The following is a 24,153-nucleotide window of genomic DNA, read 5'->3' as shown; positions in this document are numbered from 1 at the left end:
CGCACCTCGAAAGGATTGGCGCATGAAGCTTGCCATGAGGCGCGTCTCTCTGGCGATGTCGACCGCTGTCGCTGCCGCCGCCATGACCGCTGTCCTCGCACCGGCGCCGGCTTCCGCGGAAGTGATCGTCCGCTGGTTCCCGTACACCACCGCGGGCGCGAAGTCGTGCAACAGCGCCGCCAACGCCGCCGGCCCCGAGTACTACTGCACCACGGTGAAGGTCGGCTCCACGAAGATGTACGCCCTCGCCCGTCCGTAAGGGCATCTTCCCATCCCGATGTGTCCGTCCGGTCCGCGTGACCGGGCGGACATCGGCATGTCACCGCCCGAGCTGGCCGACCTGATCGAGGGGCCGCGGAGCCTGCCGCCCGGCCGCGTCCTGGAGCTGGGCTGCGGCACCGGCACCAACGCCGTCTGTCTCGCGCGGCACGGCTGGGAGGTGACGGCCGTCGACCTGGTCGCCGGCGCCGTCGAGCAGGCCAAGGAGAAGGCCGCCGAGGCCCAGGTGGCGGTGAAGCTGCTGCACGGATGCGTCATCCGCCTCGACGACCTCGACGCGGCGGGCCCGTTCGACCTGTTCTTCGACCTGAGCTGCTACTGCGGCGTCGCGCTGCACCGCCGCGACGCCTACGCCGCCGGCCTCACCCGGCGCGCCGCTCCGGGGGCGCGGCTGCTGATGTTCGGGTACGGCCCCGAACCGGCCGGCGGCCCGGCCGCCAAGATCGCGCCGTGGGCGGCCGGCGTCACCGCCGACGAGATCCGCACCCGATTCGACGGTTGGGAGCTCCTCGACGTCACGCCGGGCACCAACCCGTTCCCGACCTTCTGGTTCACCCTGCGCCGCACCGCCTAGCGGCGCCCCGACGACCCGGCCGAGGTGCGTACCGACCCCCGTCCGCCCGGAGGCGAGCACGATCCTGCGCACCCCGTGCCGTACCGCGCGCTCGACCAACGGGCGGACCAGCTTCGTGCCGTCCCCACCACCCTGCACAAGCCTGCTCCCCTCCAGCAGCCGACCTCACCCCTTGGGGACGGCGCTGTACCTGATGGCGTCCGATCCGCCGGATGCTTCCGCACTCAACGTGGTGGTGGCGGTCAGCCCTCTGGCGCGAGGGGGCCGAGATCGCGGGCGACCTCGGCCAGGGCCCGGATGAGGTCGTTCTCCGCGTCGCTGCGCCACACCAGCGCGTACGGCAGCGGTCCGATGTCGGTGACGGGCAGGTAGGTGATGTCCGGCCGTACCCAGTAGCGGGTCATGTGGGCGGGGAAGAGCACGACGATCTCGGCCATGCCGGCGAGGGTGATGGCTTCTTCGGTGTTCCGCACCACGGGGCCGCGCTCGATTGTGCGGCCGCGACGGGTCTCGCGCGGGATGAAGGCGTCGTACCAGTAGTCGGGCGGGGTGTCGGAGTGCGGGTGCTGGAAGTCGGCGGCCATCTCCAGGGAGACCGAGGTGCGGCGGGTGAGCTCGTGGCCGGTGGAGACGGCCAGCACCCGGGGTTCGGCGAGCAGGACCGGTCCGACGGTGAGGTCGGGCTCGTCGATGGGCAGCCAGGTGATCAGGACGTCGATGTCACCGCGGCGCAGCGTGGCGAAGGAGTCGCTGAACTGGGTGCTTTGGACGCGCAGCCTCCACTGCGGGTGCCGGAGGCGGAAGACGTCCCAGTAGGCGCGCAGGTCGTAGGCGTTGGCGGGCAGCATGCCGACACGCAGGATGCCGGTGATGCCCTGACCGGCGAGCTGGGCCCGCTCCACGCTGTGCTTCAGCCCGGCGTAGAGAGGCCGCAGGTCGTCGCGGAGCTGCTGCCCGACCGGCGTCAGCCGTACCGTGCGACTCTTGCGCTCGAACAACGGCGCGCCGATCTGCCGCTCCTGCTTCTGGATCGCCTGGGTGACGCGAGCGGGCGACAGGCACAGCCGGGCGGCGGTACGGCCGAAGTGCAGTTCCTCGGCCAGGGTCAGGAAGATCTCGATGTCGCGCAGTTCCACGCCTGACCTGCTCCGTTCACTCTCACTGAAGGGATCTTTCGAAATTCGTCGTTGTTCCGGGCGTTCACCGTACTTGATCCTCGAATCGCACGATTCGTTGGTTCGATGGAGCATGGTGATGGACGTCCTCATTTCCGGCGCCGGCGTCGCCGGGACCGCTCTGGCGTACTGGCTGCGCCATCACGGTTTCACCCCCACCGTGGTCGAGCGGGCCCCTCGGCTGCGTGCGGGCGGGGGTGTGGTGAGCTTGCGCGGCGAGGCTCTGGACGTGCTGGACCGCATGGCCCTGCTGGAGCGGGTCCAGGAGCTGAACACGCGGCCGGGCGGCGCGGCGTGTGCGGACCGTCGCGGGAGCCCGTACCACCTGGAGATCCTCAGGGCCGACCTGATCGGCCCGCTGTACGAGGCCACCCGCCAGGAGGTGGAGTACGTCTCCGGCGACTCGATCGCCTCGGTGGAGCAGGACCCTGCCGGCGTGCGGGTCACCTTCGAACGCGGCCGGCCGCGCCGCTTCCACCTGGTGGCCGGCGCCGACGGGCTGCACTCGCGCACCCGCTCGCTGGCCTTCGGGCCATGCGAGCGGTTCATCCGGCACCTGGGCATGTACACGGCGACCTTCAGCCTGCCCGGCCGTCTCCGCCTGCCCGGCTCCGACCGGCTTCACGGCATGCCGGGCAAGGCGGCCGACATCCTCAGCATCCGCGACAACGCCAAGGCCTACGCGGCGCTGCACTTCGCCTCCGGACCGCTGGCCTACGACCGTGACGACGTCGCGCAGCACAAGCGCATCGTGGCCGGGCAGTTCGCCGGCGAAGGCGGGCCCATTCCGCTCCTGCTGGAGGAGATGAGCAGGGCGCAGGACTTCTTCTTCGACGCCAACGCCCAGGTGGAGATGCACCACTGGTTCTCGGGCCGGGTGGTGCTGCTCGGGGACGCCGGCTACTGCGCGGCGCGGACCTCGGGACTGGGCGCCTCCCAGGCGCTGATCGGCGCCTACATCCTGGCCGGCGAACTGGCCGTCGCCGGCGGCGAGCACCCGGCGGCGTTCGCCGCCTACGAGCAGGAGATGCGCGGCTTCGTCGCCGAACACCAGCAGATAGGACGCGAAGGCGCCGACCGGTTCTTCATGGGCATGCCCGCCCAGGAGGCGCCGGGCATGATCGCAGCCGGCACACGGGAGACGGCCCGCACGCACCTTGTCAGGCTGAAGGACTACGCGCCCAGCTTCGCCGCACGGTGGCCGCCGTGACCGGTGGCAACCGAAGGCCCCGGTCCCCACCGGCGTGCACGCGCTCACCGTCGGCCGGCCGCTGCCGTAGTCAGCGGCGGCGTCAGGACGGCGACGGGCCGGTATCAGGGTGACCGGCGATCGTGGATGTCATGAACGGCCCAGCGCCTGAGAATCCTCAGGCCGCGAACGGGCTCAGCAAGATCAGAACAATTCTCTAGAGGAGACTCATCATGGGACACAGCGACTTCACCGCGACGGGGCTGCGCAGGCTGAGGGACGTGCTGGCGCGGCATGTCGATTCCGGGAAGATTCCCGGACTTGTCGCTCTGGTCAGCCGTGGCGGCCGGACGCATGTGGAAGCGATCGGCACGATGCGCCATGACGGTGGGGCGCCGATGCGGCGGGAGACGATCTTCCGGATGGCCTCCACCTCCAAGCCGGTCTCGATCGCGGCGGCGATGGTGCTGCTGGACGAGTGCCGGCTGCGGCTGGACGACACGGTGGAGGAGTGGTTGCCGGAGCTGGCGGAGCGCAGGGTGCTGAGGAGCGTCGGCGCCGAGCTGGACGACACCGTGCCGGCGCGGCGGCCGATCACCGTGCGGGACGTGCTGACCTCGACGTTCGGCCTGGGCATGGACATGACGGCGCTGGGCACCCCGATCCTGAACGCGATCTTCGAGCGGGGGCTGACGCCGAACCTGCCGGTCGAGGTGCCGGAGCAGGATGAGTGGATGCGCCGCCTGGGCGAGCTGCCGCTGATGCATCAGCCCGGTGCGCAGTGGCAGTACCAGATCAGCAGTGACCTGGTCGGTGTGCTGGTGTCCCGGGTGAGCGGGCAGGCGTTCGGCGACTTCCTGCGCGAGCGGGTCTTCGAACCGCTCGGCATGCGCGACACCGGCTTCCACGTGCCGGCCGGCCAGCTGGACCGGTTGCCCACCCTGTACGCCCCCGACCCGGCCAGCGGCGAGTTCCTCGTCTGGGACGAGGCCAAGGGGGGACGGTGGAGCGAAGCTCCGGCGTTCCAGGGCGGTGGTGGCGGCCTGGTGTCGACCGCCGACGACTACCACGCCTACTTCCTGATGCTGCTCAACGGCGGCGTCCACGAGGGCAGGCGAATCCTGTCGCGGCCCGCGGTGGAGCTGATGACCACCAACCAGCTCACCCCGGAGCAGAACGCCGCCCGTACCGCGCTGGCCCGCGACAGCGTGCACATCTCCTTCGGCCAGGGCCAGCAGGGCGGCTGGGGCATGGGCATGGCGGTGCGCACCTACCGCGGCGACTACGCGCCGATCGGCCAGTTCGGCTGGGACGGCGGCGCCGGCACCTCCGCCTACGCCGACCCCGCCAACGACCTCACCGGCATCCTGCTCACCCAGGTCGGCTACTCGGTCCCGAACCCGGCACACCTCATGAGCGACTTCTGGACCACCCTCTACCAGGCCATCGACGACTAGCACCAGCCCCGCCAACGGCAAGGCCATCGCCGCCCGCGCCCACCAGGACCGGCCCAGCCCCACCGTCGCCGACATGAACCGCAAGATCACCGAAGCCCTCGACTCGGCTTGAGAACACCTCGGCCCACGAAGCGGCAACTCGTTCCGCACAGCTCAACAGGAATGCACATGTCAAACGTTCAACGGCGAGCGCTCCTCGCCACCACCGCGCTCGCGACCGTGATCGCGAGTGCTCCCGCCGCAACGGCGGCGGCGAAGCCCGCGATCGAGATCTCCGGCGGGGTCACGCAGCCCGTCTTCTCCTACGAAGACGCCATCCGTGAGCACGTCCGCGTGCAGTCGCCTGCCGACAGTGACGGCGATGGCAAGAAGGACCTGGTCCGGGTGGACATCATCCGCCCGAAGGAGTCCGGTTCCGGGCTCAAGGTCCCGGTCATCATGCACGAAAGCCCGTACTACGACCAGCCGGGGGCCGGCTTCGAGCTGGATCACAAGACGTACGACGCGGACGGGAACGTGACGAAGTTCCCGCTGTTCTACGACAACTACTTCGTGCCGCGCGGGTACGCGTTCGTGTCCGTCGACATGGCCGGCACCAGGTTGTCCGACGGCTGCCCGACCACCGGCGGCGCGTCGGACGTGCTGGGCGGCAAGGCGGTCATCGACTGGCTGAACGGCCGGGCGATCGCCTACGACGACAACGGTAACCCGGTCAAAGCCACCTGGACCACCGGGCGCACCGGGATGATCGGCCACTCCTACGAAGGATCCCTCGCCATCGGCCTCGCCGGCACCGGAGTGCGCGGGCTGGAGACCATCGTGCCGCTCGCCGCGCCCAGCAGCTGGTACGACATGTGGCGCGCCAACGGCACCCTCACCGACTTCAAGGGCGGCCAGGAATGGCTGGCCAAAATGGTCGACGAGGACCCGGACGAGAAATGCGCGGCGGTGCATCAGCGCATGAACGAAGGCTCGGACGACGCCACCGGCAACTACAACGCCTACTGGCACGAACGCGACTACCGCACGGGACCGATCTCGAACGTCCGCAACGTGCGCGCCAGCGTCTTCCCGGTTGTGGGGATGCACGACCGGAACGTGATGGCCGACCAGTTCTCCCAGTGGTGGTCCAAGCTGCCCCGCCGGGTCGAGCGCAAAGTCTGGGTTACCCAGTACGGGCACCTCGACCCGTTCTGGGCCCGCCGCGACGTGTGGGTCGACACCTTGCACCAGTGGTTCGACCACGAACTGATGGGCGTCTCCAACAACATCATGCGGCAGCCGCGTGCCGACGTACAGCTCGGCCCGGACCGCTGGGTCACCCAGGCCGACTGGCCGGCACCGACGCGGACGACAACCCTCAGACCGCAGCAGGACGGCTCACTGGGCCGCAGGCCCTCGACCGGCACCGGCAGCTACCTCGACACCCTGCGGACCGAAGCCGCGATGGCCGGCAACCCCGGCACCGCCAACCCTGACCGCCTGGCCTTCCTGACCCCGCCGCTGAAACAGCCGACGCGCCTGTCCGGAACACCGTCGGTGAGCCTGCGCCTCAAGCTGAACAAGCCGACCGCCAACCTGGGCGTCCTGCTCGTCGACTACGGCACCGACACCCGCATCCACGGCGTCGACCCCGCCGGTGGGCAAGGCCTCAAGCTCGTGGACGGCAAGGACTGCATCGGCAAGGGCACAGCCGAGGATGACGGCTGCTACCGCAGGGCCGCCGACAACACGGTGACCTCCGGCTTCCAGGTAGTCACCCGAGCGATCCTGGATGCGCAGAACCACAGGTCGCTGAGCCGTCCGGCACCGCTGACACCGGGCAAACCCTACGAGATCACTTGGAGGATGCTGCCGCAGGACTACGAGTTCAAGGCCGGACACCGGCTGGGCCTGATCCTGACCGGAACCAACGACGACCTGACCGACGCCGAACCCGGCACCGGGACCAAGGTCACCGTCGACCTGGCCGGCACGTCAATTTCGCTGCCACTGGTCGCCGGCGCGTCCAGCGGGCGATAGGCCGATCGATCCTCGCCCGGGTTCGCGGCCGGCGTTGTCGCGAACCCAGGCTCGCCCGCATCGTTCGCCGATCCCCCACCGGCCGGCGACGACGTCCAGGACTTCGTTCGGCACCTCCAGCGGGTCGGCCGGGAAGCGTCCCAGGTAGCGAACGGTCACGAGCTACATTCGCCACCGCACCGTGGAAGGCCACGAGCGCGCCCGCGGCAGGACCATCGGCGGCGCCGCTGTGACCGACGGGCCTCTACGTCTGTACGGCGACCTCAAGGCGCTGCTCGGCGCGGACGTGACCGGGCTTGAGGATCATGCCTTTAGGATCATGCGATGAGCGACATCCCCCCGATCGCCCGCGTGGACGTGGTCCGCGACGTCCTGCACGGCGTCACGCTCGACGACCCCTACCGGTGGATGGAGGCCGGCGGCGAGGAGTTCGACCACTGGCTCGACGGCCAGGCCCGCCACGCCCGCGAGCACCTGGACGGCCTGCCGGGCAGGGAGGAGCTGCTGGCCCGCATCCGCGAGCTCGGCGCCGCTCACGCGCAGTACGCGAGCTTCACCCCGGCCGCGGAGCGCCTGTTCTACCTGGCGCGCGAACCGGCCGCCCGCGTACCGGTCCTGATGGTCCGCGAGCCCGATGGGGCCACCAGGACGGTGTTCGACCCCGGCATCCTGCCCGGCGAGGCCCACCACGCCATCGACTGGTTCGTGCCCTCGCCCGACGGCCGCCACGTCGCCTGCGCCGTCTCCGCGTCCGGCTCGGAGGAGGGCACGATCCAGGTCGTCGACGCCGGCTCCGGCGCCGTCCTGGAGGCGATCCCGCCCACGGCCCGCTTCGCGTTCGTCAGCTGGCCGGACACCGGGTCGTTCGTGCACCACCGCTTCGACGCCGCATCGGACGCCCCGCCGGAGCGGCGCCGCCTGGACAGCCGCTCCTTCCTGCATCGGCTGGGCGACGACCCCGCCCGCGACCAGGTGGTGCTGGCGCGCGGACTCAACCCCCGCATCGAGCTGGCCCCGCGCGACCGGCCCTTCCTGGTGGTGCCGCCGCACGGCGCGTGGATGCTGGCGCTCGTCTCCCACAGCGCGCTCGGCCCCCAGACCAGCGAGCAGCTCAGCGACTGTTCCCTGTACGTGGCGCCACGCGCCGGGCTGGCCGACCCGGCGACCTGCCCGTGGCGGAAGGTCGCGGGCGTGGACGACGGCGTGACCGCCTTCGCCATCGGCCACGACACCCTCTACCTGGTCTCGCAGCGGGACGCGCCCCGCTGCCGGGTGCTGGCCGTCCCGCTCGCCGCCCCCGACCTGTCGCAGGCGCGGGTGGTGGTGCCGGAGAGTGAGCGCGTGGTGCAGGCGGTGCTGGTGGCCGGCGACCGGCTGCTGGTGCGCGACCTCGACGGCGGCGTGCACCGCATCCGCGAGGTGCCCCTGTCCGGTGGGGAGCCCGCCGACGTGCCGCTGCCGGTGGAGGGCGCCGTCTGGGAGTGGGCCGCCCACCCGGAGCGGCCCGAGGCGCTGCTGCTGATCTCCGGATGGACGGACGCGCCGCGCCTGTACCGCTACGACGGCGACACCCTCGAGGCCACGGGGCCGGCGCCCCGCACTCCGGCCGGGTTCGGCGAGGTGTGCGCCCGCGTCCTGCGCGTGCCCGCCAGGGACGGCACGCAGATCCCGCTCACCGTCGTCCACCGCAAGGACCTGCGGCTGGACGGGAACAATCCGGCCCTGCTCACCGGGTACGGCTCGCACGGCGTGGCCGACCTGCCGTGGTTCCGTCCCGAGATGCTCGCCTGGTACGAGCGCGGCGGCGTCTTCGCCATGGCGCACCTGCGCGGCGGCGGCGCCTACGGCCGGCAGTGGCACGAGGCCGGGCGCGGCCCGCGCAAGGAGACCACGATCACCGACTTCGTCGACTGCGCCGAGCAGCTCCTCGCGCTCGGCTACACCCGACCCGGCCTGCTGGCCGGGGAGGGGGTCAGCGCCGGCGGCATCCCGGCGGGCGGCGCGCTGGTACGCCGCCCGGAGCTGTGGGCCGCCATGGTGCTGCAGGTGCCGACGGTGAACACCACACGGACCGAGTTCACCGAGAACGGGCCGATCAACGTGCCGGAGTTCGGCAGCGTCGCCACCGAGGAGGGTCTGCGCGGCCTGCTCGCCGCCGACGCCTGCCTGCGGGTGGAGGACGGCGTGCCCTATCCGGCGGTGCTGCTGACCGCCGGGCGGCGCGATGCGCGGGTGCCGCCGTGGCAGCCGGCGAAACTGGCCGCCCGCCTCCAGGCCGCCTCGTCCTCGGGGCTGCCGGTGCTGCTGCGGGTGGAGGAGCACGGCTTTCACGGCGCCGGCGCCACCCGCGAGCAGGACCATGCGCTGCTCGCCGACGTGCTGGCCTTCCTGCTGCACGCCGCCACCCCCGCCACAGGCGGCGGCGCCACCGGTTGAGCGGGCCGGCCGGCCGCATCAGGCTCGGCACCAGCACCGCCCTGACCAGCGTGGCGTCCACCAGCATCACGACCGCCATGCCGACGCCGAGCGTCTGCACGAACGGCACCGACGCGCCGGCGTAAGCGGTGAACGACAGCGCGAGGATGCCGCCGGCTTCCGCCGCCGGACCGGCACGCGCCGCCGGACCGGCACGCGCCGCCGGCCTGGTCGCCGAGCTGAGACCCGCACTCACCGCCTACCTCAGGAACGCGCCGCCGGCCCCGTGACGCCGGTGAAGCGGCGCAGCGCCGCCACCCCCGACACGCCGTAGACGTCCTCCACCGCGTCCGCCAGCAGGTGACAGGTCCTGAACCGGTCCAGCGGGGTGAGCCCGAGCCGCGTCAGATGCAGATACGTGTAGTTCAGCAGCACCCGATACCGGCGGAAGGCCGGGCTGCGGAAGATCGCCTCGTGGTAGGCCGGGTTGTCGAACACGAGCCGCTGCAGCTCGCTCGGCTCCCGATGCGGCGCGCGCGGCTCGCCCGGCCGGGCCGCGAACGCCTCGCCCGGCTCGATCGCCGGCTGCACCAGCCGGCCGTCGTCCATCATCGCCGCGATCCGCGGCCGGTAGCGCTCCAGCAGCGCCGCCCACTCCCGCACGAACGGCACCGCCGCCGCGCCCGGGTCGTCCAGGCAGGCCACGACGTCGCGGACACGCCCCGTCAGCGCCGCCCGCCGCTCGGCGAACACCCGCTCGAACGACGCGCGGGCCGCTGCCGGGTCGGCCGCCCACGTCAGGTACCCCTCGGCGTGCATCCGGAACGACAGGTAGCTGCGGTCGATGCGCTGCGAGGTGTGCGCGATGGTCAGCATGAGGCTCAGCGCCAGCCCCGTCTTGCCGTCCTGGCCGTCCCGTACGTGCTCCAGCATGCCGAACAGCAGCGGGGTCGCGTCGGTGTAGAACGCGGCCAGCAGCTCGGCCTCCTCGTCCGTGCCCAGGACGTGCCGGCGCGAGTCGTAGGCGGCGTCGCGGATGGAGTTGTCCGGCGGCCAGGGCGTCAGCGGGCCGCGCTCCTGCTCCCGCATCGCCATCAGCCGGTGCCTGGGCAGGCTGCCGGCCGGATCGAGCACGACCGTGGAGGGGTGCTCGCGCAGGTACGCGCCGACGACCTCGTCCACGCGCGGCCGCACCACCCGCTCCCACACCTCGGGCGCCGCCTTGACGTTGATCCGCACATGCGGGCCCTGCCGCCAGTGACGCAGCACGTACGCCTGCTCGATCTCGCCGCGCAGCCCCTCCAGCAGCGGGCGCACCGCGTCCAGCAGCAGGGCGTCCTTGTCGGGCGCGTGGTAGTAGACGTGCACGCAGTGCCAGACGGGAGTCAGGGGGACCACCTCCGGGGGTCGGCGAGACCGGCCACGGCGCGGCCCGCCAGGAACGTCGTGTGCTGCTCGGCTCCGGCACGCAGCCCCAGCCGGTTGTGGAACAGATGAACGCACCGCATCAGGATCAGCGCCACCGTGCGCCGCTCGGGCGGCGCCGCCAGCGCGAGGGCCGCGTGCGGCTAACCCGAATCGCGCGGCACGCACCGGCCTTCGGCGTGAAGCACGTCCAGCTCGTCGCGCAGGGCCCGCAGCGACGCCGCCCACGCGGCCAACAACCCGCCGGCCGACTCAGGGCCCTCCCACAACCTGCGGGTCTGGGCGAGCAGCGCCTCCTTCCGCCGCCGCCAGTCCTCCTCCACCCCGGCCTCCACCCCGGCCTCCACCCCGGCCTCCACCGTGGCGGGGCCGCGCATGGCGGCGGCCAGGCGGTGGGCGGCCGAGGGCAGGTCCGGCTCGCACGCGGCGACCGCCATGGTCAGCGCGGCCAGCCCGATCGCCGTGCGGCGGCCCATGTCCGTGCCGGCGGCCAGCACCTCCAGGGCGAGGCGGCTGGAGACGGCGAAGTGACGCTCGGCGGCGGCCACGCACGCGGCGTCACCGTACGCCTCGTACTCGGGCAGGTACCCGATGAACGCCACCGTGCCCGGCTCGTGCAGCCGATCGTCATAGCCGGTACGGCGCTCGCCCCTGGCCATCGCGGCGGCGAACGCCCGGTAGGAGGCCGCGTCCACCTCCGGGGACGGATGGCCGGCGAAATGCGCCGCAGCACGCTCGCGCACCAGGTCACGGACGTCCTGCTGACGGGCGGGGTCCGGCACCTGCAGCCGCAGCCGCACATGCTGGCCGCCCTCCCAGTAACGCAGGAAGAAGGCGCGGCGGATCGTCCCGCAGGCCACCAGCTCCCGCGTCACCGGCCCCACCACGCCCATGATCAGCGGGTCCAGGTCGCCGAAGTGGAACAGGTGCGCGCTGACCCACCGGTCCTCGCCCGCGCTCGGATGCGCCGTCATGACGCCGGCCTCGAAGACAGCTGGACGACGTACTCGGTGACCCGCGCCTCGTCGCCGTAACGGGGAGCCTGGGAGGGGTCGGGCAGGGCCTCCTCCACAACCAGCAGCGCGCCCGGGTCGCGCAGCGTGCGCACGAAGCCGGTCAGCAGCAGCAGGTCGGTGACGTCCACGTACATGGGCTTGCGGTCCTTGCTGAGCAGCCCCGCCAGCAACCCCTGACCCACATCGACGATCCGGGCGAAGAAACGGCGCGGCACCGCGTGCCCGGCCAGCCACTCGGCCAGCCTCGGCAGATACGCCGCCTCGCTCTCCCCCTTGGCCGGCACCGGGAACGCTCCGGCCCGCATCCGCCACGCCGCCCGCGCCACCGTCACCCGCCCCACGTCCATACGGGGCCAGCGCTCCACCACGCCCTCCTGCGGCGGCTCGCTCCGGGTGCGGAACACCCATCCGGGCACCATCGCCGTGGACGGCTCCCCGAACACCCGCACCAGGAACTGCAGCCACGGCGGCAACCAGTACTGAGCCGTCATGCCCAGATGCACCGGCCTGACCGGCCGGCCGAACCCGTCCAGCAAGGTCAGGCGGTCATGCTCCCGGTCGTAGCCGACGGTGAGCTCCGCCGGCGTCACCACCGGCAGATGCCCGTCGGGCGCGGTGAACGGGTGATCGAGCGCGACGTCCGCCGTGGCGGGCCGCACGTTGAGACCGCCGCCGGCCAGGCCCCGGCACTCGGCCACCAGCACGTCGCCCTGCGCCGCCCGCAGCTCCTCGACGGGCGGCGCCTCGCCGCCGGCCAGCGTGACCAGCCGGTGCAGCCGCGACAGGCCACGCCCGTACCCGGCGGAGACGGAGTTGACGACGGCCCGCACACCGCCCGCGTCCGGCACCGCCTGCACGTAGCAGCAGATGGAGCCGGGCGGCCGCACGAAGCCCGGCCAGCTCTCCGCCAGCGCGGCCAGGCGGGCCGCCGTGAGATCCACCACCGATGCCCCGCCGTCCGTGGCAGGGCCCGCGCCGAGGCGGTCCCACAAGCCGCGCCGCAACTCGGTCAGGCGCTGCAGGCCGGCAGGCGGGTCGACATCAGGCAGGGCGCGGGTGCCCGCGACCGGGTCGCGCAGCATCGCCCGCAGCAACTCCCCGCCCGCGCCCGGCGCGCCGCTGTGGACGTCGCGGTACAGAGCCATCGCGTGCAGGCGGCTGCTGGGACCGTACCGATCCACGAAGTACGCGGCGGCGGCGACCTTGACGGGCAGGTCAGGGTCGAACAGACCCAGCAGCCCGCGCAGCGCGTCGAGGTCGTCGCACACGCCGCGCCAGGCGGAGGCGTTCAGCCGCCCCGCGACACCGGGGATGACCGCGCTGTGCCACAGCAGGTTCTTCTCCGGCAGGGACGGCCCAGGCGGCAGCACCTCCCGCAACGCCTCCCGTACGACGCCGGCGCTCCCCGCCGGCTCGGCCCGCAGCGCATCCGCGACGCGGGAGACGGCCAGCGCGTACGGGGCCGGACCATCGGCCGCCAGCCACGACGCCAGCTCCCCCATCGGATCAGGCCCCTGCTCGTCATACGGCGGCACATACTCCACAAGCCCCGCCTCGGCCAGCGGCTCGATCCCGGGGGCGGCGGCCAGCGTGGCGTCGTCCCGCCGCCGCACCCAGTCCAGAGCCTGCCTCACCTGCGCCGTCGCGGGCACCGACGACAGCGGCTCCCCAGGCCCGGGGCTGAGGAACCAGACGCGCTCCCCGTCGTCGGCGGCGGACGGGTTCACCCGCAGCCGAGCCCGCTCACGTACCCGCCGGTGCCGCGTCAGCACCGCCCACAGCGGGCGCAGGACCGCCCGGTCGAGCTCGGCCATGACCAGCCAGGACGGCTCACCGCCCGTGGCCACCGCCGGCCCGTCCGTCTCCCACCGGCCCAGCCCGCCGGCCGTGAACGTCGCGTACGGACTCGTCTTGACACTCGCCCTGGCCAGATAACGCGCCAGCCGCAACACCTCCTGCCGCTCCGGCGGCCGACCGGCCAGCCACGCCTCAAGCCGATCGGCCAGCACCGTGCTGCCCTGCGCCAGCCCGTGCCGGAACCCGGCATCGGACGCCGCCTCCCGCAGCACCCCCGTCTTCTCCCGCGCCTCCTCGGCGAGCACACCGGGAAGCGCCGCCCGCAGCTCGTCGGCGCGCCGCCGCAACGCCGTCCACGCCCCGATCCTGGCCGCCAGGCCCGCCGGCAGCGCGCCCAGCACCTCGGCGGACACGGCCCGCCCGCCCAGGCGCCGGCCCGCGAACACCGCGCGCCGCAACGCCACCAGCCCGGCCCGCAGCGGCCCCGCCGCCACACCACCGATCACCTCGTGCAACGGCTCCGACAGCTCCGCGCCCTCCCGCCGCAACCGGGACGACACGTCCGCCAGCTCGTCCACCAGCCGCCACGTACGGGTGCACCGCATCCGCTCCAGCCCCGCCACCGGCAGCCCCGCGACACGGACCGCGACAACGGGCGACAGGGCATAATCGGGGTCAGCGAGCCTTGAAGAGTCACCGTCCCCCGCGACGGGGACGGCGGCGTGCGCTATCTGGGTCAAAGGAAACGCGCTCCTCGAAGGGGTTCGTCAGGGGCCGAGGGCGCTCACGGCACGGGCGCCCTCGGCCCTGCTCGTCATCCCGGTGGCCGCGGCGGGCACCGGAGGACCGGCACCGGCGCTACAGCTCCGGAGCCCAGCAGCTCATCGCCGTCAGGTACGACGAGCAGTAGCCCGGGGACGACGACGCCCCGGTCTCGATGCTGCCGTGGCCCTCGGCCACGATGGAGTCGGCCGACACGACGTCGATCGAGTCGACCTCCAGGCCACGCAGGTCGAGCTTCAGGTTCTCAGCGGACATGTGCACTTCTCCTTCTGCTGTGTATCCGTCGAAAAAGGGGTCACGCTTGTCGGTCGGGCGGCATCACCTCCTGGCTGACGAGGCCGTGGATCGGGCGGGTCACCAAGGGCCCGCCGGTCGGTGGGGTGCCCATCACCAGGAAGGACAGGCTCCTCAACGGGCTCGCCGCGAGACCGAGCACCTCGTCGGTGGTCTCGTTCGCGCCGTCGGAGTGGATGCGGGCGGCCAGGCCCAGCGCGGTGGCGGCCAGCGCCGCCCGCTGGACGATCAGGCCCGCCTCCATCTGCTGCATCCGGTACCAGCGGTCACCGAACGCCGGCGCGCCCGCCACCGGGTCGCCCACCGGGATCAGGACGGCGGCCGCCCCGCGCAGCGCCACCTGCGTGTTCGGCAGCAAAGGGCCGGTGGTCACCGCGTCGACCGGGATGGTCGCGGGCGGCTCGTGCAGGGTGTGGCCGGCCGGGTCGTACCAGTAGGCGGCGCGCGGCAGGCCGTCCACCCGCAGCGACAGCAGGCACAGGGCGGTGGTGGCCGGGCCCTTCGCGGTGCCGGGCAGGTCGGACGGGTAACCGGCGCAGGCCGCCCGCAGCACCGCGCCGAGCGCATCGCCCGCGAGCGGGACCGGGCGGCAGCCGGCCAGCGGTGAGGCACGGCGTTCCATACCGGCCTCCGGCGGCATGGGCGCGGGCTCAGGGGCCGGGCGGGCCGCACGCGCGGGCGGGCGGGGCGATGCGGGCCGGTCCGACGAGCGAGGGGCTGCGAGCGTGCACGCCCGGTGCAGGGCCGCGGCGAGCCCGCCGGCGGGCATGGGCCGGGGAAGGGGCCTGCTCTCCTCCGCCGTCGGCCGCGCCACCAGCTCATCGAGCGACGGCGGCTCAGACTGCGGGTGCTTCGCGGGCGGGTGGGACAGGGTGAGGGCGGCCAGGGCCGCTTCGCGGGCGCCGTCGAGGCCGAGCAGCCGATCCACCTCGCCGTCCGCGAACCGCAGATGCGCCCCGCCCTCAAGCCCCAGCCGCTCGGCCACGGCCAGCGCCTGCGCGATCAGCACCCCGGTCTCCTGGCAGACCAGCCGGTAACCGAAATCTCCGTACTTGAACATCGACCGCCAGAACACCGCCGACAGCACGACCACCACATCCGCCCGATCACCACCGCCGAGCAGCCCGGCCAACGCCGGAACATGGTCGCCGCCCCGGACACGCTCCACAACGTGGTGCACCGGGTCGTAGTGGTACAGCGCGGCGGGCACATGCGGCTCGCCCGCCGCCACATACGCCTCTACCGGGTACAGACCCCCGCCCGACGGAGCAGGCCGGCCCGCGAGCAGCATCGGGGGCCGCCCCAACGGCCGGCCGCCGTCACCGAGATGGTGGGACCAGACGATCCGGGTCAGACCGAGCAGGTGCCGCAGCAGCTCACCCAGCGGATGCGCGGCGTTCCAAGGAAGCGGCACGCGCTCAGCCCTCGGGTAACGCTTGTGGCGGGTCGGAGCGGCGGCCCAGTCGATGTCCAGCGGGCGCCGGTTCCGCATGGCCGCCAGGTAACGGCTCGTGGCCGCGCCAGGCGCCGTCGTCGTATGCACGCGGGCCTCCTCTCGATGACCGGTCACGGGAACGGGTGCGGGTAGGGATTCAGCTCCTCAGGGCGCAGGTCCCGGTCCCGATGACCGAGGAGCCTGGGCAGGGAGAGCACGCGCGGCAGGCCATGAACACGCCGATAACGGTGACCGAACGTCATGGACAGCGTCCCCGGCACGATGACCTTCGCCGCGTACATGCCGGCCGCCCGCGCCTCGGGCGAGGTGATGTCGACCGCGATCACGTCCAGCCCGGTCGCCAGATAACGGCCCGCCAGCTCCGCCACGTCCGCGCAGAGGTCGTCGTGCCGAGGCCAGGCGGCGCGAGCCCCGATGTCGGACAGGGACAACGCGGGCCCGCCCAGCGGCAGGAAACCCAGCCTCCCGGCCGCCCCCGGGTGAGCGCAGGCGAGGGGGTGGTGCTCCAGCAACCGCACCTCGTCGGAGTCGGCCATCAGCCGCGCCGACGCCTCCGGATCGTAGCGTTCGAGATGGCCCGCCAGCATGGGGCTCACATCCTCAAGCGCCCGGCGCAGCGCCCGTTCCGGATCGAGGTGCGAGGCGGAGCCGCACAGCGCGTACGGACGGCCCCACCCGCCCAGCGCGTCCACCGCCATCACCCAGAACACCGGCACCCGCTGCTCCATCAGCGCCGCGAACGCGTGCACCTCGTAGCCGAGCCGGTCACGCACCCGCTGGGCGAGCATCGGGATGCGCCGGTCCGCCGCCGAACCGAGGTCCACCCGCGGGAGGGGCATCCGCGCGTACCAGGTGGCCAGCGCCGCGTCACGCTCGGCCACCTCCAGCAGCCCGTACAGCACCGCCTCCGCCGGATGACCGCCCAAGGCGCAGCCGTTCGAGCACTCGTAGGCGAAACCGAGGTCGTTCTTCGGGCGAGGCCCGAAGAACGCGTAGCTCTCCGGCACCAGCACCGGCGCGTCCCGGCCGAACGAGTACCCCCACACCCAGCCCGTCGGACGCTCCGGGTCGAAACGAGTGAACAAGAAGCCCGGCTGGTCATACCAGTCGTCCGGATACAAACCCAGCGCACGCGGATCCAGAGCCCGATCGGCGATCTCACTGTACGCGGCACGGACGGTGGTCCGGCGACAGCGCGGATGAATGCCCGCGATCCGCTCCAACGCCTCCGCGATCGCGGTCGCCCGCGCCGAGGCGAAATCATCGCTGCGGCCGTAACCGTGATGGCTCTCGTGCTCGGTACGCGACGGGCTCAGCCGCGCCACCGCCATCGGACCACCACCGCGCTCCTGCGCCACCACCGCCTGCACGATGCCCGTCTCCGCATCCACGAACAACCGCTCCAGCTCCGCGCCGTCGATCTCGCGGACCCTGAACGTCCCTGGGTCCGGCTTGGGCGCCGGGCGCGGCACGTACCGTCCGGCCTCCGGCCCGTCGTCCGCCCGCGCCCCGCACTCAGGGCACAACGGGTCCGGCAAGAACGCATGCCGCCGCACCGCACCGCTCGTCAGCCGCACCTTCAGCAGCGCGCCGACCGTACGCGCGGAGCCAGGATCCCGCCGCAACCGGCGCACCTCCCCGGCGACCAGCGCGGCGACCATCCCCGACACCAGCGGCGTGAGCAGCGTCGTCGCCCGGGACTCAAGATCGGCGCCCCACTTCGCACGCAGGACATCACGAGCCGGCGCATCACGACGATTACCAGCCCGCCTACGCGCCACACACGTCGGACAACCGGACCGGCCCGGACGCACCGCCGGACCCACCAGCACCCACCCGGCCTCGACCCGCACCGGCAACCACGGCACCCCACGCTCCACCGCCAGCCTCGCCACCGCCGGATACGGCCGCACGTCATCGGCATCACTCGCCACGACGATCGCGGCCCCGGCCGGCTCGACCGCGAGCGCCCGCCTGATCGCCGCATGCAGCCGCCCCTCCCCCAGGACGGTCACCATGCCGGGACCCGCGACCGACCCCATGACGGCCTCAGCCATCGAGCAGAACGACTCGAGCCACGAACGGCAACCGCCGCGACACCTCAGGATCACCGCGAAGCGGCACCGCAACAGGCACCTTCCCGGCTCGCCGCAACGCCCCGGCCATCACCCGGACGGCCGCCACCGGATCACCACCCGGCGGCCACAGAGGATGAAGCCGCCCCCCAAGCGCTGGGGACTGCCACCGCAACAGCAGCCGTTCCAGCCCGTCCCGGACCGCATCGGTGAGAGTCGGACCAACGGACACCAGCACCTCCTGACCGGGAACCGCGAGCGCGACGGCGGGCACACCGAGCACAGCGGTGTGATCATGAACGTCCGGGCTCTCACCCGCGAGGGCAAGCTGCCGCAGCAACGCCTCAACCTCAGCATCCTCAGCATCCCGCGGCGGCTCGATCGAGATTCCTGTTCGGACGGCCGGCGACCCGTTCGAGAGGAGATCCTCACAGTGGGCCCGCAGACCAGCGGCCACCGCCTCCATCCAGCTCAACCCGGCACCGGTCCCCACCGGCGGCCACGACGCGTCCTCAGGGACCCGGAGGCCGGTGAAGCGCACACTCCAGCGCACACTCCAGGGCAGACCATCGGGCAAGGCCACCCCCCGGACCGACCCCTCCCCGTCAGGGCGCAGAGCCAGCACGCCGTACGTGGCCAGCGCGGCGAGCAGGCAACGCAGCCGAGCGGTCCGCTGATCGGCGCCCCAGCCGAACGCCTCCCGCGCCGGCGCCCAGCCGGGCAGCACACCGAACGGATCGGAGACCACCGCCCGGCACACCGCCACCGGCGACTGCACCAGCGCCTGCTCATCCAGCAGGCCGAGCACACCCAGCCGGGAGTCGACCAGCTCGGCGGTAAGGGCGAGCAACCCGTCCACCTCGACAGCGCCCACCGTCTTCTCCGCAGCAGGAGCCGCGGCGAGCGCCTCCGCCAGCTCTTCGACCCCATCAGGGCCGCCCTCTTGAGTACGGGTGGCGCGGGGATGAGCCAGGAAGCGATGCGGAAGCGTGTCGAGGGTGCGCAAATCCACCCGGATCAGCTCACGTTCAGAGCCCGTGTCGAGCCCGGTCACGCGGCTGAAGCAGGCCAGCGCCACGACAGCGGCGACCACCGTGGGCACCGGCCCGGTCAGCAGGTCCTCGTCGGGCAAGGCCGGGGACGCGGCGGGCAGGCCGGCGAGCCGGTACCAGCCCGACTCGGCCGCCGTCTCCGACGGCCGCCCCACCGGGCCGACCCAGACCTCCGCCGGGCGGACCAGGGCCTGCCCCAGCACGATCCCGGCCGCTTCACAGGCTCGGGCCGCCGCCACCAGCTCATCGAGGTCCGCGCTCACCTGGAGCACGATGTCGGCGTTCCCAGCGATCATCCGCAAGTCGCCGGAGAAGGGCAGCGTACGGATCTCCTGAAGAGGATCACGGCGAGCGGCATCCGCAACCCGCCGCACCCGCTCAAGCCCGCCCCGATCACCGTCAGGGTCAGGGGCGATCACCGTGACGTGCCGCCATCCCGACCCCACGCACGCCTCCGCCAGCACCTCCAGCAGCGGCCCCGCACCCACCAGCGCCAGCCGCGCGCGCCGGATCCGCTCGAAGCGCTCCTCCGGCGAGTCGAGCGCGTAGCCGATGAAGGCGATCTCCTCCGCGTACGCCCGCAGCTCCATCTCGCTCAGCCCGTGGGCGCGCGGCTGCCGGGCGTCCACCACGAAGCGCCGCTCGGCGAGCTGCCCCACCAACCGCTCGACCATGGCCTTCCGGTCACCGGACAGGTTCGCGGTGAGCTCGCCCAGGGTGTGGTGACCGGTCAGCGCGGGGGCCAGCCGGGTGAGCCACGCGTACGCCTGCCGCCCGCGCAACGTGCACGCACCGTAGTCGCTGTGAACGTAGGCACCGTCGGGGCATTCGACGAAGCGTACGTCGTCTCTAAGCTGCGGTCTCATCACCGAATCGGCTTTTGGGAGCGCTCCCATGAGGTGGATATTACGAACGGAAAGCCTTTATGTAAACCCCATATCACCCTTTTAAAGGAAGCCCGATGCCGGTTATAATCCCCAATTCCCATTCACCGTCACGGAATGTCACTTACCGGAAAGGCGGCCTTCGGAGCGCGACCACGCAGCGCTCACCCGCCAGGGACCCGACAACCAAGGGCGCCTGCGGGCGTCTCCTGGTTGCCGGGGTGCCGTCAACCACCGTGACACCAGCCGCCAAAGGAACCCTGAGCTGCCGAATCAACTTCCGGTCTGGCTCGTATCGCCAAACGTTCGATTGCGGGTGGCCGGCGCTGAGCCCGGGGATGGACGTGCAGCTTGCGCCGGCCGGCGATGAGGGGAAACGCAACAGCGGCGCTCACCGGAGGTCAGCCTCCAGGGACGAATCGGCCAGCGAGGCCCGATCGTCTGGCTTCACAAGCCCCCGTCGTCCTGGTTCCGCTGTTCAGTCGGAAAGAAGATCGCGCTGATCACATGCGGTCGACGCCTCGGTGCGGGCCCGTTCCCCGCCCGGGCTCTGAACACCTCCAGCAACTCACCCGCCACCTCCTCCATCTCCTCCGGGCTGAGCCACAACATCCCCTGCCGATACCCCACCCGATCCGCGGCCGGATCGGCTCCCGGCCGATCGAGATAGGCGTTGAACTCGGCGAGCAGCGCCGCCATGGCCACCGCGAACCCGTGACGGTGGTCCTCGTTCGACATGGCCTGGGCCGTGTCGGGATCGATGTGAAGGGCGTCGCGCCGGAGGCGGTAGTTGCGCTCGATCATCCCGCGCACCCGCTGCTCACTGGCGACTTCCAGCAGCCCGGCGTCGGCGAGCATGCCGACGTGCCGGTACAGGGTGGTCTTAGGCACATCGGGCAGGCTCTCGCACAGGTCGGACGTGGTCCGGGTGCGCCCACCCGACAGCGCCCACATGATGCGCAGCCGGACCGGATGCAAGATCAGCTCAAGCGTATCCACAAGCCAATTCTCCCATAAATGGTACTATTCCCAAAATTGGTACAGATGGAGAGGGTGTCGATGACCACGCACACGACCACACCGCCGGCCCGGCTCAGCGACGCAGCGGTGATCCCCCTGCGCACGCTCGATCCGGCCACCGCACCGGACGACCTGGAATGGCTGGACGAGACGATCGGGAACGCGCGGGTGGTGGCGATCGGCGAGAGCGCGCACTACAACCGCGAGTCCTACGATCTGCGCCACCGCCTCCTGCGCTACCTGGCCGAACGGCACGGTTTCGGCGCCTACGCGATGGAGACCGGTTACACGGAGGGATGGCGGGCTGACGCCTGGGTCCGCAGCGGCAACGACGATCGGCTCGGTGAGGTCATGGCGGGCGGTCTGACCTCGCTGATGGGCCTGTGGCGGCAGATGGGGAGCCACCTGGAGTGGATGCGCAGGCACAACGCCTCCGCCGAACGCCCAGTCGGCTTCTACGGCATTGACCTGGGGGGCCAAAACGCCTCCCTGATCCCCGCCTTGGACGCCGTGCTCGCCTTCCTCGCGCGGGCCGATCCCGGCTTCGAAGCCGACCCGGCCATCCGGGAGACAGCCTCGGCCTTCTCCGCGACGTCCCCGTTCGTCGCGCCCGCGACCATGGCCGCCTACGCGCAGCTTCCGCCTGAGACCAAGAACGCGCTGACAGCGGGCCTCGCCGGCCTCACCGCGCGCATGAGGGGCCGGCGTCTGGAGTACGTCAGGCGCACCACCGCCGAGGCATACGAGCGCGCGCTGCGCTCCATGCGCCACGCGTTCACCCTGGACTCCGTCATCCGCGGCATGACCGGCGGTGACCATCAAAGCGTGCTCTACAACCGCGACGCCGAGATCGCCGACACGGTCGAAGGGATTCTGCGCAGGCATGACCGGATCGTCCTGGCCGCCCACAACGCCCACATCCAGCGCGGGCCCGCCGGACTCCCAGGCATGAACCCAGTGACCCCGATGGGCATGCACCTGGCAGACCGGCTGGGCGAGGACTACCTGGTCATAGGCACCACCTCGGGAACTGGACACATGCTCAACTCCGACGCCGCCGCGTTCATGGCCGGCACCCTCTTCGCGCCGATGCCCGCCCCCGAGCCCGGCAGCCTCGACGCCCTCATGCACGCCAGCCACGACGGCCCCTTCGCCACCGACCTACGGCGGCTGTCGCGCGCCGACGCCGACGCCGTCCGGAGCGCTCCCGTGCAACGCGCTGGTCTCGGCGCGTTCTACGCGCCGGTGAACGCGCTAGACGCGTACGACATCGTCGTCCACCTACCACACGTCACCGGCGCCGACCCCGATGAGACCGCACTGGCCTGCTCCCCCCAGGAGGTACGGGAGACGTTCTCCCACTACAAGCCCCAATAGGGGTCAGCAACGGACTCGACCGCATCCTCCACGCCATCGCCGCCCTGAACACCGTCGCCGGCCTCGCGGGCGACGTCCGCGTCCTGATCACCGTACGGGCCGACTTCTACCCGCACTGCTCGCGCCACCCGCAACTGGTCACCGCGCTGCGGGAGGGGACACAGATCCCGCTGGGGCCGCCGAGCCCGGCGGACCTCCACGACATGATCACCCGGCCCGCCGGGCTCACGGGGGTCAAGCCGGACGGCGACCTGGTCGCCACCCTGCTCGCCGAGGCCGCCGACCAGCCGGGAGCCCTGCCCATGCTGGCGCACTGCCTGCGGCAGACCTGGCACCGCAGGACGGGGACGACCCTGCGCCTGGCCGACTACCGCGCCGTCGGCGGCCTGCGCGGCGCGATCGCCCAGACCGCGGAGGAGGTCTACGTCCGCAGCGACCCGGCCGGCCAGCTGCTCCTGCGCGACCTGTTCGTCCGCATGACCGCGCTGGGCGACGACACCGAGGACACCCGCCGCCGCATGTCCCTGGCCGAGCTGCACGGATGGGGGCACGGCGCCGACGTGGAGCGCCTGCTCGACGAGCTCGCCAGGGCCCGGCTGATCGTCATGCAGGACGACGCCGTCGAAGTCGCCCACGAGGCCGTCATCTCCGCCTGGCCACGGCTGCGCCGCTGGCTGGACGAGGACCGCGAGGCCCTGCGCGTCCATCGGCAGCTGACCGAGGCCGCCACCGCGTGGGAACGGCTCGGCCGCGACAAGGACGCCCTGTACGGGGGCACCCGGCTCGCGCTGGCCCGCCGCATGGTCGAGCATCGCGCCGCGCGGCTCAACGCGGTGGAGCGCGGTTTCCTGGAGGCCAGCGTGGCCGCGAGCAGGCGGCGCAGCAGGCGGGCCCGCCAGTCGGTCGCGGCGATGGCGGTCCTCCTGGTGCTGGCGCTCTGCACGACCGCGCTGGCCGTACGGGAGCAGCGCGCGGCCACCCGCCAGCGCAACGTCGCCATCGCCGAGCAGGTCGCCGAGCAGGCCGCCGGGCTGCGAGGCCGCGACCCCGCCCTGGCCGCCCAGCTCAGCCTGGCGGCCTTCCGCCTGGCCCCGACCACCGGCACGCGCGGCGGCCTGCTCAGCGCCCTGCCAGGCCCGCACGCCACCCGGCTGACCGGGCACGAGGCCAATGTCACCTCCGTGGCCTACGTCCCAGGCGGCAGGCTGCTGGCCACCTCGGGCCGGGACCGCACGGTCCGGCTCTGGGACGTCGCCGACCCGCACCAGCCGCGCCGGCCGGCGACGCTGACCGGGCACACCGACGTCGTCAACGCGGTCGCGGCGAGCCCGGACGGCCGCACCCTCGCCAGCGCCGGCTGGGACGACACCGTCCGGCTGTGGGACGTCGCCGACCCGCGCAGGCCACGCGCGGCGGCGGTGCTCGGCGGGCACGCCGGTGACGTCAACGGCGTCGCGTTCAGCCCTGGCGGGCGGCTGATGGCGGCTCTTCGAAGTTGAGCGGGGTTTGAGGTCTCACGTGGCGCGGGGAGCTTGAAAGGGCTCGTGGCTCTCGGTGATTCTTCTTGTTGTCGAAGCAAGCAGATCACGTCAGAGAAGCCACGAGCATGGTCAACGATACGACGCGGTTGCTCGGTCTGGACGGTCTGGCCGTCACGAAAGTCGTCGCCGCAGGTAACGGGATAGAAGACGGGCCGGTGGTGCACCTGGCCACCACCGATGAGCGGGCCAGGTGCTGCCCGGAGTGCGGGGTGGCTGCGGTGCGGGTGAAGGGATGGGTGACCACCCGGCCGCGGGACCTGCCCGTGGCGGGCCGGCGGTGCGCGATGCGGTGGCGTAAGCGGCGCTGGTGCTGTGACCAGGC

The 24,153-nt window shown here is 72.4% G+C and carries 18 protein-coding genes and 2 pseudogenes; 9 read left to right on the top strand and 11 right to left on the bottom strand.

Annotated features, from left to right (window positions below; all coding sequences use genetic code 11):
• The first annotated feature begins 22 nt into the window (after positions 1-22).
• Together ABZW11_RS07510 and ABZW11_RS07505 are read left to right on the top strand one after the other, a co-directional pair.
• A complete protein-coding gene (locus ABZW11_RS07510) occupies positions 23-259 on the top strand; it encodes a hypothetical protein (RefSeq protein WP_355413710.1) in 237 nt (78 codons plus the stop codon).
• Positions 260-316: 57 nt separating this feature from the next.
• Complete coding sequence (locus ABZW11_RS07505) at positions 317-853, top strand: class I SAM-dependent methyltransferase (protein WP_355413708.1); 537 nt, start codon at positions 317-319, stop codon at positions 851-853.
• A gap of 242 nt (positions 854-1,095) precedes the next feature.
• On the opposite strand, the gene ABZW11_RS07500 is transcribed toward ABZW11_RS07505, so the two are convergent.
• Positions 1,096-1,989 (bottom strand): LysR family transcriptional regulator, encoded by an 894-nt coding sequence (locus ABZW11_RS07500; RefSeq protein ID WP_355413707.1) that lies wholly within the window; start codon positions 1,987-1,989, stop codon positions 1,096-1,098.
• 118 nt (positions 1,990-2,107) lie between these two features.
• On the opposite strand from ABZW11_RS07500, the gene ABZW11_RS07495 reads away from it, so the two are divergent.
• From ABZW11_RS07495 to ABZW11_RS07480, 4 genes are all read left to right on the top strand, one after another.
• On the top strand, positions 2,108-3,238 hold the full coding sequence (locus ABZW11_RS07495) for an FAD-dependent monooxygenase (RefSeq protein ID WP_355413705.1): 1,131 nt from the start codon (positions 2,108-2,110) through the stop codon (positions 3,236-3,238).
• A gap of 212 nt (positions 3,239-3,450) precedes the next feature.
• Positions 3,451-4,674 (top strand): serine hydrolase domain-containing protein, encoded by a 1,224-nt coding sequence (locus tag ABZW11_RS07490; RefSeq protein WP_355413703.1) that lies wholly within the window; start codon positions 3,451-3,453, stop codon positions 4,672-4,674.
• A 168-nt stretch (positions 4,675-4,842) separates the two neighbouring features.
• Entirely contained in the window at positions 4,843-6,696 is a 1,854-nt protein-coding gene (locus tag ABZW11_RS07485; protein WP_355413701.1) for a Xaa-Pro dipeptidyl-peptidase, read from the top strand.
• Positions 6,697-7,020: 324 nt separating this feature from the next.
• Positions 7,021-9,132, top strand: coding sequence for a prolyl oligopeptidase family serine peptidase (locus tag ABZW11_RS07480; protein WP_355413699.1), 2,112 nt, complete (start codon positions 7,021-7,023; stop codon positions 9,130-9,132).
• Here ABZW11_RS07480 and ABZW11_RS07475 read toward each other — a convergent pair.
• The 10 genes and pseudogenes from ABZW11_RS07475 to ABZW11_RS07430 form a co-directional block, all read right to left on the bottom strand.
• Positions 9,089-9,241 (bottom strand): annotated as a pseudogene (locus tag ABZW11_RS07475) (hypothetical protein); the annotation flags it as partial. The gene ABZW11_RS07480 and the pseudogene ABZW11_RS07475 sit on opposite strands and share 44 nt — an antisense overlap.
• A gap of 134 nt (positions 9,242-9,375) precedes the next feature.
• Complete coding sequence (locus tag ABZW11_RS07470) at positions 9,376-10,509, bottom strand: thiopeptide maturation pyridine synthase (RefSeq protein ID WP_355413698.1); 1,134 nt, start codon at positions 10,507-10,509, stop codon at positions 9,376-9,378.
• Positions 10,497-10,634 carry a hypothetical protein gene (locus tag ABZW11_RS07465; RefSeq protein WP_355413696.1) on the bottom strand — a complete coding sequence of 46 codons (138 nt, stop codon included), beginning with the start codon at positions 10,632-10,634 and terminating at the stop codon, positions 10,497-10,499. Before ABZW11_RS07465 ends, ABZW11_RS07470 begins: the two co-directional genes overlap by 13 nt.
• A 45-nt stretch (positions 10,635-10,679) precedes the next feature.
• Positions 10,680-11,510, bottom strand: a complete 831-nt coding sequence (locus ABZW11_RS07460) for a lantibiotic dehydratase C-terminal domain-containing protein (protein WP_355413694.1) — start codon at positions 11,508-11,510, stop codon at positions 10,680-10,682.
• Positions 11,507-14,089 carry a lantibiotic dehydratase gene (locus ABZW11_RS07455; RefSeq protein ID WP_355413692.1) on the bottom strand — a complete coding sequence of 861 codons (2,583 nt, stop codon included), beginning with the start codon at positions 14,087-14,089 and terminating at the stop codon, positions 11,507-11,509. Before ABZW11_RS07455 ends, ABZW11_RS07460 begins: the two co-directional genes overlap by 4 nt.
• A 118-nt stretch (positions 14,090-14,207) precedes the next feature.
• The gene (locus ABZW11_RS07450; RefSeq protein WP_355413690.1) at positions 14,208-14,387 is read right to left on the bottom strand and encodes a hypothetical protein; all 180 of its coding nucleotides are present in this window, start codon (positions 14,385-14,387) and stop codon (positions 14,208-14,210) included.
• Between the two features lie 40 nt (positions 14,388-14,427).
• Positions 14,428-15,969, bottom strand: coding sequence for a SagB family peptide dehydrogenase (locus ABZW11_RS07445; RefSeq protein WP_355413688.1), 1,542 nt, complete (start codon positions 15,967-15,969; stop codon positions 14,428-14,430).
• 23 nt (positions 15,970-15,992) lie between these two features.
• Complete coding sequence (locus ABZW11_RS07440) at positions 15,993-17,939, bottom strand: TOMM precursor leader peptide-binding protein (protein WP_355413686.1); 1,947 nt, start codon at positions 17,937-17,939, stop codon at positions 15,993-15,995.
• Positions 17,932-19,683, bottom strand: a complete 1,752-nt coding sequence (locus ABZW11_RS07435) for a hypothetical protein (protein ID WP_355413684.1) — start codon at positions 19,681-19,683, stop codon at positions 17,932-17,934. Before ABZW11_RS07435 ends, ABZW11_RS07440 begins: the two co-directional genes overlap by 8 nt.
• Before the next feature lie 657 nt (positions 19,684-20,340).
• Entirely contained in the window at positions 20,341-20,892 is a 552-nt protein-coding gene (locus tag ABZW11_RS07430; protein ID WP_355413682.1) for a helix-turn-helix domain-containing protein, read from the bottom strand.
• A gap of 60 nt (positions 20,893-20,952) precedes the next feature.
• Between ABZW11_RS07430 and ABZW11_RS07425 the strand changes: the two genes are divergently transcribed.
• The 3 genes and pseudogenes from ABZW11_RS07425 to ABZW11_RS07415 all read left to right on the top strand — a co-directional run.
• Positions 20,953-22,290 (top strand): erythromycin esterase family protein, encoded by a 1,338-nt coding sequence (locus ABZW11_RS07425; protein WP_355413680.1) that lies wholly within the window; start codon positions 20,953-20,955, stop codon positions 22,288-22,290.
• Complete coding sequence (locus ABZW11_RS07420) at positions 22,239-23,789, top strand: hypothetical protein (protein WP_355414054.1); 1,551 nt, start codon at positions 22,239-22,241, stop codon at positions 23,787-23,789. The genes ABZW11_RS07425 and ABZW11_RS07420 overlap by 52 nt, the downstream gene beginning before the upstream one ends.
• Before the next feature lie 107 nt (positions 23,790-23,896).
• Positions 23,897-24,139 (top strand): annotated as a pseudogene (locus ABZW11_RS07415) (transposase family protein); the annotation flags it as partial.
• Positions 24,140-24,153 lie beyond the last annotated feature (14 nt).

Origin of the sequence: Nonomuraea sp. NPDC004580 (genome assembly GCF_040609855.1) — a bacterium.
Taxonomy (GTDB): domain Bacteria; phylum Actinomycetota; class Actinomycetes; order Streptosporangiales; family Streptosporangiaceae; genus Nonomuraea; species Nonomuraea salmonea.
The sequence above is the reverse complement of the archived record's forward strand: the minus strand, read 5'-3'. Positions and strand labels throughout refer to the sequence as shown.